Origin of the sequence: Corynebacterium lemuris (assembly GCF_024919295.1) — a bacterium.
Classification (GTDB): Bacteria; Actinomycetota; Actinomycetes; order Mycobacteriales; family Mycobacteriaceae; genus Corynebacterium; species Corynebacterium lemuris.
Window position 1 is genome coordinate 373239 of the sequence record NZ_JANWTC010000001.1, and the last position, 15849, is coordinate 389087.

16 protein-coding genes are annotated in these 15849 nt (G+C 68.3%); 14 read left to right on the forward strand and 2 right to left on the reverse strand.

Annotation, left to right across the window (positions count from 1 at the left end; translation table 11 throughout):
- Positions 1 to 184 precede the first annotated feature (184 nt).
- From hemB to NYP18_RS01890, 13 genes are all read left to right on the forward strand, one after another.
- Positions 185 to 1207 (forward strand): porphobilinogen synthase, encoded by a 1023-nt coding sequence (gene hemB, locus NYP18_RS01830; protein ID WP_500784490.1) that lies wholly within the window; start codon positions 185 to 187, stop codon positions 1205 to 1207.
- Positions 1207 to 1815 carry a hypothetical protein gene (locus tag NYP18_RS01835; RefSeq protein ID WP_259426407.1) on the forward strand — a complete coding sequence of 203 codons (609 nt, stop codon included), beginning with the start codon at positions 1207 to 1209 and terminating at the stop codon, positions 1813 to 1815. The genes hemB and NYP18_RS01835 overlap by 1 nt, the downstream gene beginning before the upstream one ends.
- A 6-nt stretch (positions 1816 to 1821) precedes the next feature.
- Entirely contained in the window at positions 1822 to 2322 is a 501-nt protein-coding gene (locus NYP18_RS01840; protein ID WP_259426408.1) for a hypothetical protein, read from the forward strand.
- A 10-nt stretch (positions 2323 to 2332) separates the two neighbouring features.
- Positions 2333 to 4897 carry a heavy metal translocating P-type ATPase gene (locus NYP18_RS01845; RefSeq protein WP_259426409.1) on the forward strand — a complete coding sequence of 855 codons (2565 nt, stop codon included), beginning with the start codon at positions 2333 to 2335 and terminating at the stop codon, positions 4895 to 4897.
- Between the two features lie 258 nt (positions 4898 to 5155).
- Positions 5156 to 6214 (forward strand): uroporphyrinogen decarboxylase, encoded by a 1059-nt coding sequence (hemE, locus tag NYP18_RS01850; RefSeq protein WP_439648037.1) that lies wholly within the window; start codon positions 5156 to 5158, stop codon positions 6212 to 6214.
- Positions 6215 to 6216: 2 nt separating this feature from the next.
- Positions 6217 to 7632: a protoporphyrinogen oxidase gene (locus tag NYP18_RS01855; RefSeq protein WP_259426411.1), complete on the forward strand. Its 1416-nt coding sequence runs from the start codon at positions 6217 to 6219 to the stop codon at positions 7630 to 7632.
- 95 nt (positions 7633 to 7727) lie between these two features.
- Complete coding sequence (gene hemL, locus NYP18_RS01860; protein ID WP_259426413.1) at positions 7728 to 9035, forward strand: glutamate-1-semialdehyde 2,1-aminomutase; 1308 nt, start codon at positions 7728 to 7730, stop codon at positions 9033 to 9035.
- Positions 9036 to 9044: 9 nt separating this feature from the next.
- Complete coding sequence (locus tag NYP18_RS01865; protein ID WP_259426415.1) at positions 9045 to 9647, forward strand: histidine phosphatase family protein; 603 nt, start codon at positions 9045 to 9047, stop codon at positions 9645 to 9647.
- 1 nt (position 9648) lies between these two features.
- On the forward strand, positions 9649 to 10248 hold the full coding sequence (locus tag NYP18_RS01870; protein WP_259426416.1) for a TlpA family protein disulfide reductase: 600 nt from the start codon (positions 9649 to 9651) through the stop codon (positions 10246 to 10248).
- 26 nt (positions 10249 to 10274) lie between these two features.
- Entirely contained in the window at positions 10275 to 11039 is a 765-nt protein-coding gene (locus NYP18_RS01875; RefSeq protein WP_259426758.1) for a cytochrome c biogenesis CcdA family protein, read from the forward strand.
- A 73-nt stretch (positions 11040 to 11112) separates the two neighbouring features.
- Entirely contained in the window at positions 11113 to 12720 is a 1608-nt protein-coding gene (locus NYP18_RS01880; RefSeq protein WP_259426759.1) for a cytochrome c biogenesis protein ResB, read from the forward strand.
- A gap of 103 nt (positions 12721 to 12823) precedes the next feature.
- Positions 12824 to 13831 (forward strand): c-type cytochrome biogenesis protein CcsB, encoded by a 1008-nt coding sequence (ccsB, locus tag NYP18_RS01885; protein ID WP_259426417.1) that lies wholly within the window; start codon positions 12824 to 12826, stop codon positions 13829 to 13831.
- A 42-nt stretch (positions 13832 to 13873) separates the two neighbouring features.
- Positions 13874 to 14137, forward strand: a complete 264-nt coding sequence (locus tag NYP18_RS01890) for a helix-turn-helix domain-containing protein (RefSeq protein WP_259426418.1) — start codon at positions 13874 to 13876, stop codon at positions 14135 to 14137.
- Positions 14138 to 14227: 90 nt separating this feature from the next.
- Here the strand turns inward: NYP18_RS01890 and NYP18_RS01895 are convergent, their stop codons facing one another.
- Positions 14228 to 14512 carry a hypothetical protein gene (locus tag NYP18_RS01895; protein WP_259426419.1) on the reverse strand — a complete coding sequence of 95 codons (285 nt, stop codon included), beginning with the start codon at positions 14510 to 14512 and terminating at the stop codon, positions 14228 to 14230.
- A 71-nt stretch (positions 14513 to 14583) separates the two neighbouring features.
- Between NYP18_RS01895 and NYP18_RS01900 the strand changes: the two genes are divergently transcribed.
- Positions 14584 to 14904: a DUF4229 domain-containing protein gene (locus NYP18_RS01900; protein WP_126120362.1), complete on the forward strand. Its 321-nt coding sequence runs from the start codon at positions 14584 to 14586 to the stop codon at positions 14902 to 14904.
- On the opposite strand, the gene NYP18_RS01905 is transcribed toward NYP18_RS01900, so the two are convergent.
- Positions 14901 to 15836 (reverse strand): AEC family transporter, encoded by a 936-nt coding sequence (locus NYP18_RS01905; RefSeq protein ID WP_259426420.1) that lies wholly within the window; start codon positions 15834 to 15836, stop codon positions 14901 to 14903. The genes NYP18_RS01900 and NYP18_RS01905 overlap by 4 nt on opposite strands.
- Positions 15837 to 15849 lie beyond the last annotated feature (13 nt).

Genomic DNA, 15849 nt, shown 5'->3' on the forward strand with positions numbered 1-15849 from the left:
CAATCTGGCCGGACCGAACGTCATCCGGACGGCCGTCCTGCTGGCTGGCCTACACGAGTTCTGGCAGAAACTGCTGGAACCGGGCTCGCGGGGTTGACCACCGCATACCCGTGGCTGGGGCGCGACGCCTATGATGGCGGGGAGTACCCGAACCCCCCATACCCCGGAAGGACCAGCACCCGCTGTGACTGATCACTCCAACCCGTACGTGCCCGCTCCCGTCCGCCGCCCGCGCCGCCTGCGCGCCAACCCGGCGATGCGGGAACTGGTCGCCGAGACGAGCCTGCGCCCGGCAGATCTCATCCTCCCGATGTTCATCGCCGACGGTCTCACGGAGGCGCGGGAGATCTCCTCCATGCCGGGCGTGCACCAGCACACCCTCGACTCCCTGAAGCGCGCCGCCCACGAGGCGCTGGAGGCCGGTGTACGCTGCGTCGACCTGTTCGGTGTGCCCCGGGACGAGGACAAGGACAATGAAGGCAGCCCCTCCTGCGACCCGGAGGGCGTGCTCAACCGGACGCTGTCCGCGATGCGTGAGGAATTCGGTGATGACCTGCTGCTCATGGCCGACACCTGCCTCGACGAGTTCACCGACCACGGTCACTGCGGGGTCGTCCGGGAGGACCGGTGGGGACGGGCGGTCGTCGACAATGACGCGACGCTCGTGCTCTACCAGCAGATGGCCGTGGCCCAGGCGGACGCCGGAGCCCACATCGTCTCCCCCTCCGGCATGATGGACGGCCAGATCCTGGCCATCCGCGAGGCCCTTGACGCCGCCGGCCACCAGGACGTGTCCATCATGGCCTACTCCGCCAAGTACGCCTCCGCCTTCTACGGTCCGTTCCGTGAGGCCGTCGGCTCGTCCCTCGAGGGTGACCGCCGCACCTATCAGCAGGACCCCGCCAACGTGCGTGAATCCCTGCTGGAGGCGGAACTCGACGTCGAGGAGGGGGCGGACTTCATCATGGTCAAGCCCGCCATGCCCTACCTCGATGTCCTGCGCGCCGTCGCCGAGGCCTCCCCGGTGCCGGTCGCCGCGTACCAGGTCTCCGGTGAGTACGCGATGCTCCAGGCCGCGGCCCGTAACGGCTGGCTGGACCTGGAGGCCGTGATGATGGAGTCACTGACCTCGATCAAGCGGGCCGGTGCGAACCAGATCCTCACCTACTTCGCCACCGACGCCGCCCGGGTGCTGAACAACCGCTGATGAGCACGCCCACCCCACCTGCCCCGACCCCTCCCGGCCCGACCGGCACCACCGACACCCCCGGACCGGATGAGACGAAGAAGCCCGATGCCGTCCGCCTGCTGCTGCTCCTGTTCGCGGTGGCGGTCGGCGGGGAGATCCTCCACCAGATCCTCAACATCATCATCGGTCTGATGGACCCCTCCGCCCTCGTCGCCGCCGCGCGCGAGAGCCTCAGCGCGGAGGAGGTGGAACAGGTCAGCGACGGCCAGATCCGGCTGACCGTCCTCGCGTCGGTGCTGCTGGCGGGAGGCCTGGGCCTGGCGGTCATGGTTCTGCTGGCCTTCATGCTCAACCTCATCCACCGGCGTTCGAAGCACGCGGGTCTGGCCCGCCGGATGCTGATGGTCTTCGGTTTCTACTTCGGTTTCCGCATCCTGCTGCTCTTCATGGCCAGCCCGGGCGGGAACGACGTGCCCGTGGCAATGTATCTCCTTGACGGCAGCGTGCAGATCATCGTCGGGGTGGCGGCTGTCCTCGGCCTGCTCTTCTCGCTGCGGCGGGAGACGTTGAAGTGGACCCGCGAGATCGACGACTCCGGAAACCGGATCGACCCCCGACGAAAGTGAGCTGCCGTGCCCAGCATGTTCCCCGGCATGTACACCTCGCCCGACGACCCCAACCGCGCCCCGCGGCGAGCCGCCACAGGTGATGACAGTGACACCTGGCCGGGCTCCCTGCGCTGGGGCTACTACTTCAGCGTCGCGGCCGCGGTCGTCATGGTGCTCACCGGTCTGGTCGTGCTCACCCAGGACTGGGCCGGTGACCCGTCTGCCTCGGTGGATGTGATCGACGCGTTCCGGCGCAACCTCCGGTTCATCGGTGTGTTCAACATCGTCGCCGGCCTGGTGATCGCCGCTCTGGCGGCGCAGCTGAAGGCCGGCGGGAGGATCTCCCGCCGGGTCCTCATCGTGGTTTTCGCGATCACGGTGTTCTGCAACATCGCCGCCTTCGCGATCCAGGTCGGGGGCCTGGCGATGGTCCTCATCGTCCTGCTGCTCGCTGTCGCAGCGGTCATGATCTTCCGCCCGGAGGCCAACCGTTACATCCAGCGGATGAGCAGCCTGGAGGACTAGTCTTCGGTCTATGGACCGAATCAATCAGGTGACGTCGGCTCTCGACGACGCACGCGCCGCGGCACGCGCCGTCGGCATCGACCTGAATTCCGGGGAACCACAGATCGACGAGGCCCGGCCGAAGGTCTCCTACGCCTTCGAGTTGGAGGGCCTGACCAGCGCCCCGGATGTCCCCGACATCGAGGAGGCTCTCGAGGCGGTCCCCGGTGTCCGCGCCCGCATCGTCTTCCCCAAGGCCACTGCCTGGATCACCGCCCCCGACACCGTCCACCCCGACGAGCTCGCCGCGGTCCTCGCGCGTTTCGGTGTCCGCGCGGTCCTCACCGACGCCTCCCTCCGCCGCCGGGTCATGCGTTCCGACCCGCTGGAGCGTCCCGCGCGCCGGAACCGCCTGCCCTGGAAGTACCGCCGTCACCTGGAGGACGAGGAACGGAGCCTCGAACGGGCCCGGCGCGCCGGCTTCCTCGGGAATCCCGAGGAACGGCTCCGGCAGGCGGTGAGTGCTCAGCCGAAGGACCTGCTGTTCACCGCCCGTGACATGCTCACCCCGACCCGTCTCCTGGTGTGCGTGCTTCTGGCGGTGCCGGTGCTGCTCATGTCCTATTTCCCGGGGCTGCAGTTCAGGGGTTGGCAGTGGCTGGCCCTGGTGCTGGCACTGCCGGTGGTGACGTGGGGTGCCTGGCCCTTCCACCGGGCCATGGCCGGCGGTGCCCGGCGCGGACTGACCGCCCTCGACGCCGCCAGCTCGGTAGCGGTCATCGCGGCGACCGTCTGGTCGGTGGCCATGCTGTTGTTCACCCCTGCCGGTGACCTCGGCTGGCAGTCCCAACCCCAGTGGTTCGCCTTCCAGCACCAGCGCATTGAGGTCGGAGAGCTGTTTCTGGACGTGGCCTGCGGTATGACGGTGCTCCTGCTCGCCGGCCGGCTGTTGACCATGCGCACGCGCGTCAGCCTCCTCGACGAGATGGATGCGCTGCGCCCGGAGCCGCACCACCCGGTGGAGGTGGTGCCGCGGCACCGGACCGGTGGAGAGGCGGAGTGGCTCCCGCTGCAGGAGATCAACGTCGGTGACGACATCATCATCAACGCCGGGGAACTGGTCCCCGTGGACGGCACCGTCGTGGGTGGGTCCTGCACCATCAACCGCGGGTTGATCAACACCGGCGGGCAGGAAGTGGAGCAGGTGAAGGTCAACTCCCACGTCTACGCGGGTTCCCGCAACCTGGACGGGCGCATCAAGGTCCGCGTCGTGCACACCGGCCACCGCACCCGCATGGCGGCGGTGCACCGCTGGGTCAGCGAAGCCAACATCAAGCAGCACCATTCGACACTGTTGTCCACCCGTACCGCCGCGATGCTCATCCCGGCCGCCCTGGGCCTGGCGGCGCTGGACTTCGTGCTGTGGGCGCTCATCGCGGGCAACCTCAACGCCGCCTTCGCCACCGCGCTGGCGGTGTTGGCCAGCGTCGCCCCGGTGGCCCTGGCACTGTCCCCGGCCCTGGCCATCCGTCACGGCATCGAGGCGGCGGTCCGCAACGGCATCCTCATCCGCGACGGTGCCACCATCCGCGGCACCGAGATGATCGACACCGTGGTCTTCAACCGGGTGGGCACCCTCGCCGACGCGGACATGACGGTGGAGACCGTCACCGCCGCCCGCGGTGAGAACCCCGAGCTGATTCTGCGCATCGCGGGTGCCCTTGCCCTGGAATCCGATCACCCGGTCTCCCAGGCCCTGGTGCGTGCGGCCCGTGAGGCCCGCGACACCGGTGCCGGTGGGGAGGAGATCCCGCACTGGATCGAGGTCGCCCACGCGGAGGTCGACGCCGAGGGCAATTTCCGCGGACTCATCGAACTGCCGGTGACCACCCCCGACGGCACGGTGACCACCCAGGTGGAGGCGCTGCTGTGGCGGCCGTTGACCATGTCCAACCTCCGGGGTCGGCTCGCCGCCGCGGTCGTCTCCGGCGGAACTCCGCTCATTGTGCGGTGGAAGGGCCGGGACCGCGGTGTGATCACCCTGCAGGACTCGGTCAAGGATGATGCCCAGGAGGCGGTCGAACAGCTCGGTGAGCTGGGCATCGAGACCATCATGCTCACCCGTGACACCTACCCTGTCGCCCGCCGCTACGCCGACCGGATCGGCATCGCCCAGGTGCTGGCCGGCATTGCCCCGGCGAAGAAACCACAGACTGTCCGTGCCGTGCACACCATGGGCGCGACCGTCGGGATGGTCGGTGACTCCTCCGTGCTGCCTGCTCTGCGTGTCGCCGACATCGGCATTCTCACCGGCGACGGTGATGATGTGGGGCAGCTGACGCTCTCGGGCTATGAGGGTGTGGACATCATCGTCCTGCGCCGGGACGTCTCCGCCATCCCGCAGCTGATCGCCCAGGCCCGCCGGGTGTGCCGCATCATTGACCAGAACATCATCTTCGCCTGGGCCTACAACGCCGTCGCGCTGCTCGCCTCCGTGGCGGGCGTCCTGCACCCCATGGCGGCGACGGTGCTCATGCTCGGTTCCTCTCTGCTGATCGAGGCCCGTTCCAATTCCGCCCGTATCTTCCGCCGCTGAGCAGGGGCGCCCATGATCACCGGCAGACCGCGGAGAGTGCCCCGGGGACGGGGAGAGGGGCACCGCCGGGTCCGTGGCCATGGACCCGGTGGTGCTCCGGCGGGTGGAGAAGAAGCCGAAGATCGCCGAGCTGCAGGCCCGGGGGCCGGCCGGCTGGATCCCGAACCGCGCAGAATGGTGCCGGGTGAGTGGGAGAGGCCTGCCCGGTTCCGGCGCGGGGTTTAGTCTTCCTACAACTTTTGGACCACAATGGGGGCCATGACTCGCCGTAGTATCCCTGACGCCCCGCTCTTGGCCGCCGCTGCCGGCCGCACCCCCTCCCGCACCTCGGTGTGGTTCATGCGCCAGGCAGGACGTTCCCTGCCCGAATACCGCGAGGCCCGCCAGGGGGTCTCCATGCTCGACTCCTGCTTCATGCCGGAGCTGCTGGCGGAGATCACCATGCAGCCGGTGCGCCGCCACGACGTCGACGCCGCGATCCTCTTCTCCGACATCGTCGTGCCACTGCGCGCCGCCGGCATCGGCGTGGAGATCGTCGCCGGCCGTGGTCCCGTGATGGACAAGGCGCTGGCCACCCGCTCCGACATCGACAAGCTGCCCATCCTCGACGAGGACGTCCCGGAGGTCACCCGGGGCATCGAGATCATCCTCGACGAGCTCACCGACTCCCAGGCCCTCATCGGTTTCGTCGGCGCCCCCTTCACCCTGGCCAGTTACCTCGTCGAGGGTGGCCCCAGCAAGAACCACGAGAAGACCAAGGCCCTCATCCACGGCGAGCCGGAGACCTGGCACGCCCTGATGGAGCGCCTCACCCCGACGATCACCCGTTTCCTGCGTCTGCAGATTGACGCGGGTATCGACGCCATGCAGCTCTTCGACTCCTGGGCCGGTTTCCTCACCGAGCGCGACTACCGCGAGCACGTCCTGCCGTACTCCGTGCGCATTCTCGAGGAGATCGCGGGTGAGATCCCGCGCATCCACTTCGGTGTGGGCACCGGTGAGCTGCTCGGCGCGATGAGCGAGGCAGGTTCCGAGGTCATGGGCGTGGACTGGCGGGTGCCGCTGGATGTCGCCGCAGAGCGGATCCACGCCGCCTCCGGCCCGAAGGTCCTCCAGGGCAACCTGGACCCGGCGATCCTGTTCGCCGGCCGTGACGCGGTGGCCTCCGAGGTTGCCCGCATCAAGGCGGAGGCCGCCCGCGCCATTGAGGCGGGCCATGCCACCGGCCACATCTTCAACCTGGGTCACGGCGTCCTGCCCAACACCCAGGCCGAGGCCATCACCGAGGCCGTCGCGATCATCCACGGGGAGGACTGAGCGTGGGCGCCACCCGGTACGCCATCATCGGCGCGGGACTGGCAGGCCTGACCGCCGCCCACGAGATCCGCAGGGCTGATCCGGAGGCCGTCATCCACGTCTTCGAGGCGGAGGACCGCATCGGCGGCAAACTGTTCACGGTGCCCTTCGCCTCCGGGCCGACGGACATGGGCGCGGAGGCCTACCTGGCCCTGCGCTCCGAGGCCACCGACTTCTTCACCGGGCTCGGACTGGCGGATGAACTGGTCAGCCCCTCCGGTGCCCGTTCGCTGGTCTACACCGGTGGCGAGCTCAAGGCGCTGCCCGCGGGCGGGGTCATGGGCATTCCCTCGCATTCCGCGCCGGTGGCGCACCTGGTCTCCCCGGAGACGGCCGCGCGTATCGACGCCGAGGGGGATGCCGCCCCCATCGACTGGCAGGTCGGCGGGGACGTGGCCGTCGGTGCGCTGGTGCGCGAGCGTTACGGCGCGGAGGTCGTCGACCGCATCGTCTCCTCCCTGCTCGGCGGGGTGTACTCCTCCTCCGCCGATGACCTCGGCGTGCGCGCCACCGTCCCGCAGCTGGCGCAGGCCCTCGACGAGCTGGCGGAGGCGGGGGAGAAGGTCACCCTCTCCGCGGCGGTGAAACTGTGCGAGGACCGCCGCACCCCGCGCGATCCCGGCGCGACCCCCACCCCCGTCTTCGCCGCCTTCCGGGACGGTTACGCCACCCTCTATGAGGCCCTGGCGGAGAAATCTGGGGCGGAGATCCACCTCGACGCCTTCGTCGCGGACATCACCCGGGACCTGCGCGGCTTCCACATCTCCGGACCCGGGGTGAGCACCGACGGTGCCTATGAGCGCCTCATCGTCGCCACCCCGGCCCCCACCACCGCGGTGCTCATCCGGCAGATCGCTCCCGAGTCCTCTGCCGCGCTGAAGAGCGTGCAGCTCGCCTCCAGCGTGCTGGTGGGCATGAAATTCGACTCGGATGCGGGCCTGCCCGAGAACTCAGGGGTGCTGGTGGCCATCGACGAACCGGACGTGCAGGCCAAGGCCTTCACCTTCTCCTCGCGGAAGTGGCCGCATCTCGGGGAGCGCGGCGGTGCGCTCGTGCGCGTCAGCTTCGGCCGCTTCGGCGATGACGCCATCGTCCGCGCGGAGGAGGATCTGCTTGTCGACGCCGCCCTCGACGACCTCGCCCGCATCACCGGCTTCGATGGCCGGGCGGCCGGCCTGGCGGAGATCTACGTCCAGCGCTGGTTCGGTGGCCTGCCGCGCTACGGCGCGGAGCATCTCGCGACCGTCGCCAGGGTCCGGGACGGCATCAGCGATGTGCACGGCCTGGAGCTGACCGGCGCGTGGGCCGGGGGTGTCGGTGTCCCTGCGGTCATCGATCACGCCCGTGCCGCCGCGGCCCGGTTGATCCAGCTCGGTTGAGACCTGTGACGGTGTATACGGAAACAGGTGGGGATCCGTCAACCGGGCGGGGGGAAAGTTTAACCCCGGTTGACCCCGGCCGTATGATGGTCGGCATGAGTCTGACCTCCTCCCGTACCCAGCAGTCCGCCCAGCTGCACGACCGTGCACGCACCCTCATCCCCGGAGGGGTGAACTCCCCGGTCCGGGCCTTCGGCTCCGTCGGGGGCCAGGCCCGCTTCATCGAATCGGCCCACGGCTCCACCCTCGTGGATGTGGACGGCAACGAATACGTCGACCTCGTCTGCTCCTGGGGACCGATGCTCAACGGCAACGCCCATCCCGAGATCGTCGAGGCCGTGCGCGAAGCCACCCTCAAGGGCCTGTCCTTCGGTGCACCCACCCTCGCGGAGATCGAACTGGCCCAGATGATCGTGGACCGCACCTCTGTGGAGGAGGTCCGCCTGGTCAACTCCGGCACCGAGGCCACCATGTCGGCCGTGCGCCTGGCCCGCGGTTTCACCGGCCGGCCGAAGATCGTCAAATTCGAGGGTTGCTACCACGGGCACGTCGACGCACTGCTGGCCGCGGCGGGTTCCGGCGTGGCGACCTTCGCCCTGCCGGACTCCCCGGGCGTGACGGGGGCGTCGGCAGCCGACACCATCGTCGTGCCTTACAACGACCTCGAGGCTGTGCGCCGTGCCTTCGCCGAGCACCCCGGTGAGATCGCCGCCGTCATCACCGAGGCGGCCGCCGGCAACATGGGCACCGTCGCCCCGCAGGAGGGCTTCAACGCCGCCCTCAAGCAGCTCGCCCACACCGAGGGTGCACTGCTGATTATGGACGAGGTCATGACCGGTTTCCGCACCTCCTACTCGGGCTGGTACGGCGTCGACGGTGTGGCCGGCGACCTGACCACCTTCGGCAAGGTCGTTTCCGGTGGCCTGCCGGCCGCCGCCTTCGGTGGCCGCGCCGACATCATGGAGCACCTCGCCCCCTCCGGTCCCGTCTACCAGGCGGGCACCCTGTCGGGTAACCCCGTCGCGATGGCCGCTGGCCTGGCCTCCCTGCGCCTGGCCTCCGAGGACATCTACCCCACGCTGCACAGCCACGCGGACCGCATCTCCGGCCTGATCTCCGAGGCGCTGAGCCGCGAGGGCGTGGCCCACCACATCCAGCGCGCCGAGACCTTCTTCTCCGTGCGTTTCGCCGAGGGCGAGGGCCACAACTTCGCGGACATGAAGGCCGCGGACACCTTCCGTTTCCCGCCCTTCTTCCATGCCCTGCTCGACCACGGGATCTACGCCCCGCCGAGCGTGTTCGAGACCTGGTTTGTGTCGACGGCGTTGACGGACGATGATTTCTCCCGGATCGAGGAAGCACTCGTCCCCGCCGCCCGGGCGGCCGCAGCAGCAACCGCATAAGGAACAGGCATGTCGCACACGATCGTCCACCTCGTCCGTCACGGCGAGGTCCACAACCCGGACCGGATCCTCTACGGCACCATCCCCGGCTACCACCTGTCCTCCCGCGGCCGTTCCCAGGCCGCCCGCGTGGCCCGGTCCTTCGAGGACCATGACGTCACCTACCTGGGTGCCTCCCCGCTGCAGCGCGTCCAGGAGACCTCCGAGCCCTTCGCCGAGGTCACCGGCCTCAAGGTGGAGACCGTCCCGGAGATCGTCGAGGCCGGCAACCGCTTCGAGGGCCTGCGCACCAAGGGTTGGCGTTCCCAGCTGTGGAACCCGGTCCGTTGGCCGCTGATGATCAACCCCTTTGAACCCAGCTGGGGCGAGGCCTACGTCGACATCGCCGAGCGGATGATGGGCGCCGTGGAGCAGGCCCGCCAGAAGGCCGAGGGGCATGAGGCGATCCTGGTCAGCCACCAGCTGCCCATCGTCATGGTGCAGCGCTCCGCGCTGGGCCTGCCCCTGGCGCACGCCAGCCGCCAGTGTGACATCGCCTCCGTGACCTCCCTGGTCTTCGAGGGCCGGGACATCACCGACATCTTCTACACCACACCCGCTAAGGACATCTGACATGCGTCTGCGCGCGATCGCAGCCCTGCTCGCCGCCGTCTCCCTGCTGCTCACCGCCTGTGCGACCGACCCGGACGCCGCGAAGAGCGCGGTAGCGGTCGGCGGCACCTTCCAGTTCCACTCGCCCGGCGGGCAGACGGAGATCCGCTACGAAGAGGATGAGCGCGCCCCGCTGCCGGACATCGGCGGCGATTCCCTCATGACCGAGGGAGAGACCATCAACCTCTCGGACTTCGCCGGCGAGGTCGTCGTGCTCAACGCCTGGGGCCAGTGGTGTGCCCCCTGCCGTGCGGAGGTCGACGACCTGCAGAACGTGCAGGACACCCTCGAACCCCTCGGCGGCACCGTCCTGGGCATCAACGTCCGTGACTACAACCAGACCATCGCGCAGGACTTCATCACCGACAACGGTGTGACCTACCCGTCGATCTACGACCCGCCGTTCCGCAGCGCTGCTGCGCTCGGCGGTGTGCCGACCTCGGTCATCCCCACGACGATCGTGCTGGACAAGGAACACCGCCCGGCGGCGGTCTTCCTCCGGGAGGTCACCGCCGAGGACATCCTCGACGTCGCCCTGCCGCTCGCTGAGGCGGACGTGTGACGGAGATCGGAGTCCTCTTCGCTGACATGGCGGCCTCCGGGCCGCTGCTGCTCGGCCTGCTGGCCGCCGCCGCAGCCGGCCTGGTCAGTTTCGCCTCCCCCTGTGTGGTCCCGCTCGTGCCCGGCTACATGTCCTACCTGGCGGGTGTGGTCGGCGGTGAGGTCCGCCCCGACCCCGAGTACGGCGCCGTGGTGACGAAGAAGCGGCAGTGGGCCGTCGCCGGTGCGGCGCTGATGTTCATCCTCGGCTTCACCGTCGTGTTCGTGCTGGCCACCGTCACCGTCTTCGGGGCGATCAGCATGCTCACCCTCAACGCGGAGACCCTCATGCGGGTCGGCGGGGTGATCACCATCCTCATGGGCCTGGTGTTCATGGGCATGGTCCCCGCCCTGCAGCGCGACACCCGCCTGGCGCCGAAACGCTGGACCACCTGGCTGGGCGCACCGCTGCTCGGTGGTGTCTTCGCCCTGGGTTGGACCCCCTGCCTGGGCCCCACCCTGGCGGCGATCATCTCCGTCTCCGCCGGCACTGAGGGCATGACCGCCGCCCGCGGCGTCCTGCTCATCATCGGCTACTGCCTCGGCCTGGGACTGCCCTTCCTGCTCATTGCCCTGGGTTCGGCGCGCGCCATGCGGACCTTCAGCTGGCTGCGGGAGCATTCCCGGAAGATCCAGATGATCGGCGGTGCCCTCATGATCGTGGTCGGCGTGGCACTGCTCACCGGGGCGTGGGCCCACTTCATCAACTTCGTGCGCCAGTGGACCGTCGAGTACGGTGCCACCCTCATCTAGAACTGTTTCAGTAGGAGTCCCATTGCGTACGGTCGTGACGTATCTCAAGAAGGCCTGGCACTGGCTGACCAGCATGCGCACCGCCCTGGTGCTGCTGTTCATCCTGGCCATCGCCGCCATCCCCGGCGCGCTGCTCCCGCAGCGCAGCCTCAACCAGGACAACGTCAACGAGTACATCGCCAACAACGGCCGGCTCGCCGAGATCTATGACTCCCTGCAGCTCTTCGATGTCTTCGAGTCCACCTGGTTCATCGCCATCCTCACGCTGCTGACGATCTCTCTCGTCGGCTGCATTCTGCCGCGTTCGAAGGATCACTACGTCGCGTGGAAGACCCCGCCCACGCGGGCACCGAGGAACCTGGGCCGGCTGCCGCTGCATGCGGAGGGCACCACGGACCGGCCCGTGGCGGAGGTCACGGACCACGCCCGCCAGCTGCTGAAGCGCTGGAAGGTCGCCGAGTACGGCGCAGCGGAGGACCGGGCGGGGAAGTTCTCGCTGTCCGCCGAACGCGGCTACGGCCGGGAACTGGCCAACCTGCTCTTCCACCTGGGTCTGGTCGGCATGATCGTCACCGTCGCGCTCGGTCGGATGGTCTACTACGAGGGCCATGTCATCGTGGTCACCGAATCCGGCAACTACGAGACCCCACCGATCGAGCAGAACACCGAGTTCTGCAACACCTCGACCGCCAACTACGACTCCTTCCGCGCCGGCCCACTCTTCGACGGCACCGGGCTGACCACCTTCTGCTTCGATGCCCATGACTTCGCGGCCGACTACCTGCCCAACGGCCAGGCTGAGATGTTCACGTCGAACATCTCCTACGCCCTGGGCGGGGACATCAACCTGCCCAAGGAGGAGTGGACCGATTACGAGCTGAAGGTCAACCACCCGCTGCGCATTGATGGGGACCGCGTCTACCTGCAGGGCCACGGTTTCGCCCCCACCTTCACGGTGACCTGGCCCGACGGCGAGTCCCGCACCCAGACCGTCCAGTGGCGCCCCGATGACCCGACCTTCTTCCTGTCCTCCGGCGTCATGCGCTTCGACCCGCCCGCGGGCATGTACCCGGACCTGTTCGAACGGCGCCAGAACCAGCTGGCCATCCAGGGCCTGTTCGCCCCCACCGCCCAGTGGGAGGGGGAGAACAACGAGCTGCTGACCTCGCAGTTCCCGGCCATGAACGATCCGGCGGTGGCCATCGACATCTACCGCGGTGACGCCGGCCTGGACACCGGCCGGGCCCAGTCCCTGTTCAGCCTGGACACGGCCCTGCTGCACTCCGGGCAGCTGCAGAAGATCGAGCGCGTCAACCTGCTCCAGGGCGACAGCGTCACCCTCGACGACGGCACCACCGTCACCTTCGACGGGGCCAGCGAGTTCGCGAACTACCAGATCTCCCGGGACCCCTTCCAGAGCTGGGTCCTGGTGACCACCGTGGTCATGCTCGCGGCGCTCGTGGGCTCGCTGCTGATCAGGCGCCGCCGCATCTGGATCCGCTTCACCCCGCTGGCTGACGGCTCCACCCACCTGGAGCTCGGTGGCCTGGCGCGCACCGACCGGGCGGGCTGGGGTCCGGAGTTCGACCGCATCCACCGTGAGCTGCTGGGCCTGCCGGATCCGGACGAGGTGGACGACGATGAACTCGTCCCGGCGGACGCCCTGCGGGTCTCCACCTAAAGTTGGATTCGGCGTCCCCCAAGGGTTGGAGAAGCCTCTCCAGGTGGGGTAGCGTCACAGGAGTATTACTCCCGCTATCCGACTTTTGAGGGTGTCCCCACACATGCCTGTCAATCAGACTCTCTCCAACTTCTCGGACGTTGCCTTCCAGTCGGCGTTCGTCATTTATCTGCTGGCCCTGGTGCTCTCACTGGTGTACTACGGTCGCATGCAGAGCGTCATCGACGCCCGCCGTGCCGTCGCCCGTGCAGAGGAGAAGGAGCTGGTGGCAGTGGGTGCCGGGGGTTCCGACGTGGTGGCCGGGACCGATGAGGCGGTGCCCACCCCCGGGGAAGTGGAGAAGCTTGAGGCGGGTGCCAACAAATTCGGTGGCATGACCCAGTCGGTGGTCTGGCTGGGCATCATCGTCCACGCCGCCTCCGCGGTGCTGCGGGGACTGGCCACGGAGCGTTTCCCCTTCGGCAACCTCTACGAGTACGTGCTGGTGATCACCGCCTTCACCATGGTCGCTGCGGCCGTGGTCATCCAGCGCAAGGAGTGGCGCATCGTCTGGCCGTGGTTGCTGGTGCCCATCCTGGCGCTGCTCTTCTTCGGCGGCACCAAGCTCTACGCCGATTCCGCCCCGGTCGTCCCTGCCCTGCAGTCCTACTGGCTGCCGATCCACGTCTCCACGGTCTCGGCCGGCGGTGCCATCGGCATCCTCTCCGGTATGGCCTCCCTGCTCTACCTCCTGCGCATCTGGCAGCCCCAGGGCAGGGAGCGCGGTTTCTTCGGCATGCTGGCCAAGCCGCTGCCGAGCGCGAAGAAGCTCGACGGGCTGGCCTACAAGTCAGCCATCCTCACCCTGCCGGTCCTCGGTCTGGGCATCGTCCTCGGCGCCATCTGGGCGGAGGCCGCATGGGGCCGGTTCTGGGGCTGGGACCCCAAGGAGACCGTCTCGCTGATCTCCTGGGTCCTCTACGCCGCTTACCTGCACGCGCGTGCGACCGCCGGCTGGCGCAACCACAAGGCCGCCTGGATCAACGTCCTCGCCCTGTCCACGATGATCTTCAACCTCTTCTTCATCAACATGGTCGTCAGTGGCCTCCACTCCTACGCCGGCCTGAACTAGGATCAGATCCATCACCATCTGCTGAACGGAAAGGACGGGACTGTGCCTGGAACATCAGCACCCCGGAAGAAGACGGGCAAACCTGCCGGCGATGACCCGGTCCTGCTCGCTCTCGGTCAGCAGCTGGCGGAACGCCGCCGGGAGATCGGGGCCCTGCAGGCCGACATCGCGGAGCGGGCCGGTGTCTCGCGCTCCACGCTGCACACCATCGAACACGGGGGCACTGGCGTGCGCTGGGAGAAGGTCTCGGCCGTCGCCCATGCCCTCGGCCTGCGCATGAGCTTCGACGCTGAGAGCGACCGGTAGCAGGCACCATCTCCTGAGGCGGTGGCTGTGGACAGGAAAATCCGCGGCCGGTCATGATGACCGGCCGCGGATCTGTTGGTCGTGCAGGCCCTATTTGTCGGGCTCCTCGACCTCCTCCGGGTCTTTCGGTTGGTACCGTTCCTCGGCGCGGCGGCGGCGTTCCTCCTCCTCGCGTTCGGCAGCCTCGCGTGCGCGGCGCTGCTTGAAGCGGTTCTTCTCCAGGTTCCAGAGGAATTCCTCGTCGTCATCCGGGCCCTTGATGGCGCGCGGCTCGGGAGCCGCCGCCTGGTTGCGCTTCCAGGATCCCGGCCCGAAGGCCTTCCACAGCAGCACGATGGCGACAATGATGAGCAGTACGAGTAGCAGACGTCCCATGATTCCTCCTTCTTGGTGTCCAGCTTACGGACCCTAGTAGGCTGCAGTGTGTGACTGCACCTGATGAGCCGATGTCCCAGCACCCCTCTGACGCCCCGCCGGAGCTGGATCCGCAGGTCCGCCGTCGGGCGAACATGTCGCTTCTGAAGTACGGCGGCGCCCGTCTGGGTCTGTTCGTGGTGCTGACGGTGGTGATCCAGTTGTTCGCGGTGCTTATCGACGCCCCCGTCCCGCTGGTCATGTCCGCCCTGCTCGCCCTCATCGTGGCCTTCCCGCTGTCGATGCTGGTCTTCAAGGGTATGCGCGTGGAGGCCAACCAGTCGGTGGCCGCCTGGAACGGGCAGCGCCAGGCCCGCAAGGAGTGGGTCCGCCGGGAGCTGGAGAACCGCTAACGGCCGAAGAGCAGCGCGATGCCGATCATCACGGGCAGCGCCCCGAAGGTGGTGAGGAAGACGGTGTCGCGGGCGATGATCATGCCGCGCTGGTAGGAGGCGGCGTAGTTGTAGACGTTCTGCGCCGCCGGCAGGGCCGCGAGAATGACCGAGGCGTAGAGCTCGTCCCCGGACAGCCCCATACCCAGTGCGACGAGCCAGGCGATCAGCGGCATACCGACCAGCTTGAGGGCGGTGGCGACGATGGTGCCCGGCCGGTCCGCGGGGGTGGCCAGCGGGGCCGTGTTGCGCAGCGAGGCGCCGAAGCTGATGAGGATCATCGGGATGGAGGCCCCGCCGAGGATCTCCAGGGGACGCATAACCGGATCCGGGATCTGCAGGCCGATCACCGCGACGACCAGACCCAGCACGGAACCGATGACCACCGGGGACAGCAACGCGGAACGGACGGAGTCGAGGACCTTTGCCGCGCGGGAACGCCCGCCGGCATCCTCGGCGCCCAGACCGGCGAGGATGAAGGGCGTGAACACCACCATCTGCAGCACGAGCACCGGCACGACATAGGTGGCCTCACCCAGGACGTAGACGCTCACCGGCAGACCGATGTTGACGGAGTTGAAGTAGCAGGCCGAGGCCGCACCCATCGTCGTGGTGGGGATGTCCTGCCGGAAGAACAGTGCGGAGGCGAGGATGTAGACGGCGGCGGTCGCGAGCGTCGCAAAGAAGATGACCACGATGACCGGGGAGAACAACGTCTGCGCATCGGAGTTGGCCACCGAGGTGAACAGCAGCGCCGGGGAGGCGGCGTAGAACGCGACGCGGTTGAGCACGAGGCGTTCGCGGTCCTCCTTGATCACCCCGGTGCGGGCGAGGATCGCGCCGACAGCGATGACCGCCAGGATGATGGCGAACCCCGTTAGTACATTTAACATGTAATTATCCTAT

Coding starts and splice junctions, on each gene's coding strand:
- NYP18_RS01835 (WP_259426407.1), top strand. CDS start 1,207: ATGAGCACGCCCACCCCACCTGCCCCGACCCCTCCCGGCCCGACCGGC.
- NYP18_RS01845 (WP_259426409.1), top strand. CDS start 2,333: ATGGACCGAATCAATCAGGTGACGTCGGCTCTCGACGACGCACGCGCC.
- hemE (WP_439648037.1), top strand. CDS start 5,156: ATGACTCGCCGTAGTATCCCTGACGCCCCGCTCTTGGCCGCCGCTGCC.
- hemL (WP_259426413.1), top strand. CDS start 7,728: ATGAGTCTGACCTCCTCCCGTACCCAGCAGTCCGCCCAGCTGCACGAC.
- NYP18_RS01865 (WP_259426415.1), top strand. CDS start 9,045: ATGTCGCACACGATCGTCCACCTCGTCCGTCACGGCGAGGTCCACAAC.
- NYP18_RS01870 (WP_259426416.1), top strand. CDS start 9,649: ATGCGTCTGCGCGCGATCGCAGCCCTGCTCGCCGCCGTCTCCCTGCTG.
- NYP18_RS01875 (WP_259426758.1), top strand. CDS start 10,275: ATGGCGGCCTCCGGGCCGCTGCTGCTCGGCCTGCTGGCCGCCGCCGCA.
- NYP18_RS01880 (WP_259426759.1), top strand. CDS start 11,113: ATGCGCACCGCCCTGGTGCTGCTGTTCATCCTGGCCATCGCCGCCATC.
- ccsB (WP_259426417.1), top strand. CDS start 12,824: ATGCCTGTCAATCAGACTCTCTCCAACTTCTCGGACGTTGCCTTCCAG.
- NYP18_RS01895 (WP_259426419.1), bottom strand. CDS start 14,512: ATGGGACGTCTGCTACTCGTACTGCTCATCATTGTCGCCATCGTGCTG.
- NYP18_RS01900 (WP_126120362.1), top strand. CDS start 14,584: ATGTCCCAGCACCCCTCTGACGCCCCGCCGGAGCTGGATCCGCAGGTC.
- NYP18_RS01905 (WP_259426420.1), bottom strand. CDS start 15,836: ATGTTAAATGTACTAACGGGGTTCGCCATCATCCTGGCGGTCATCGCT.